The 1572-nt window shown below is 73.3% G+C and carries 2 protein-coding genes; one reads left to right on the forward strand and one right to left on the reverse strand.

What is annotated here, in order from left to right; genetic code table 11:
* Positions 1-879, forward strand: an 879-nt coding sequence (locus tag WA805_RS18185) for an MFS transporter (protein WP_425242921.1), incomplete at its 5' end; no start/stop codon positions are given.
* Positions 880-918: 39 nt separating this feature from the next.
* Here the strand turns inward: WA805_RS18185 and WA805_RS18190 are convergent.
* The coding region (locus tag WA805_RS18190; RefSeq protein ID WP_425242922.1) for a class I SAM-dependent methyltransferase at positions 919-1572 on the reverse strand (654 nt) is incomplete at its 5' end.

Consider the following 1572-nt stretch of genomic DNA (forward strand, 5'->3'; position numbering starts at 1 on the left):
CGAGCGGCCGGCCTCAACTCGGTGGCGCAGCGCACCGGCATGCTCCTCGGCCTGCCGCTGGCCGGCGTCCTGATCGCGGTGGCCGGCGCGCCGACGGTCGTGCTGGTCGACGCCGTCACGTTCGCCGCCGCCGCGCTCCTCGTCGCGGCGGCGGTACCGGTGGCGGCCACCAAGGCAGACGATGACGCGGCAGCGGCCGCGTCCGGGCAGCTCACGGTTCGCGGCTACCTGTCCCGGCTGGGCGATGGCATGCGGTTCATCAGGGCGGACCGGGTGATCGCGGGCATCGCGCTGATGGTCGCGGTCGCCAACCTGCTCGACGTGGCGCTGGACTCGGTGTTCATCCCGGTCTGGGTGCACACCCGGCTGCACCAGCCGTCCGGGCTCGGGCTCATCGGCGGCGCCCTGGCGCTCGGCTCGGTGGCCGGGGCGCTCGCCGGGACGTGGCTGGGTCCGCGGATGCCCAGGTATCTCACGTTTGCGGTCGGTTTCCTGCTCGGCGGCTGCCCAGTATTCATCGCGCTTGCCTTCTCCTCCGCGCTGCCGCCCGTGATGGTGGTCGCGGCGCTCGGCGGCCTGGCGGGCGGCGCGCTGAACCCGATCATCGGGGCGGTCGCCTACGAGCGCGTCCCCGCCCAGCTGCAGGCGAGCGTCCTCGGCGCGTTCAGGGCCAGCGCGTGGATCGGGATCCCGTTCGGCGCGCTGCTCGGCGGAGCGCTGACCGAGTGGATCGGCCTGCGCGACGCGCTGCTCGTGACCGGGGCGGCGATGTTCCTCACGACGCTCGCGCCGTTCGTGTTCCCCTCCTGGCGGGGCATGAACCGGCGGCCTCAGCCTCAGCTGCTGCCGTCAGGTGAGCCAGAGGCCGTCGCGCATTAGAGTGCGGCCGGGCAGTTCGCTGACCGCGCCACGGGCGGGTCAGGCGGGGCGGAGCCGGAAGGCGATGAAGCCATACGGCCCGGTGGACAGGCGCTCGTGCTTCGCCGGGTTGAGCGCGGCGGCCTCGGGAGCGGGCCGCGGCTCGACCAGCCGCTCGATGAGGAACCCGGCGTCCGCGATCGCCGCGCAGACGGCCTCGAGCGGCTCGATCCAGAACCGCACCCCCATGTCCAGCTCCGCGCCCCACCACTCTTCCACGATCCGGGTGTCGAAGTAGCTGCCGCCGTGCCGCAGCCAGTCGCCCGTCGGATGCAGCTTGGACAGCACCAGCGCGCCGCCTGGCTTCAGGACCCGGCGGAACTCGCGCAGCGCGCCCGCCCGGTTGTCGGCGTACTCGTAGGCGAGCGCGCAGAGCACCAGGTCGACGGACGCGTCAGGCAGCCAGTCGATCGGGTCGTTGAGGTCGTGCACGCGGAACTCGCCGCCGCCGGCCTGCTGACGGCAGAACTCGACCATCCGCGGGCTGTTATCGAACCCGGTGACCAGGCCGCCGCGGCTGACCAGCTCGGCCGCGTAAAACCCAGGGCCGCAGGCGGCGTCGAGGACGCGCTTCCCCTTGACGTCGCCGAGCAGTTCGAGACAGGCCGGGCGGTCAAGGTGGGCGTTCCACAGCCCGTCCGCGGCGTGCCTGCG

Source organism: Trebonia sp. (assembly GCF_049794275.1).
Lineage (GTDB): Bacteria > Actinomycetota > Actinomycetes > Streptosporangiales > Streptosporangiaceae > Trebonia.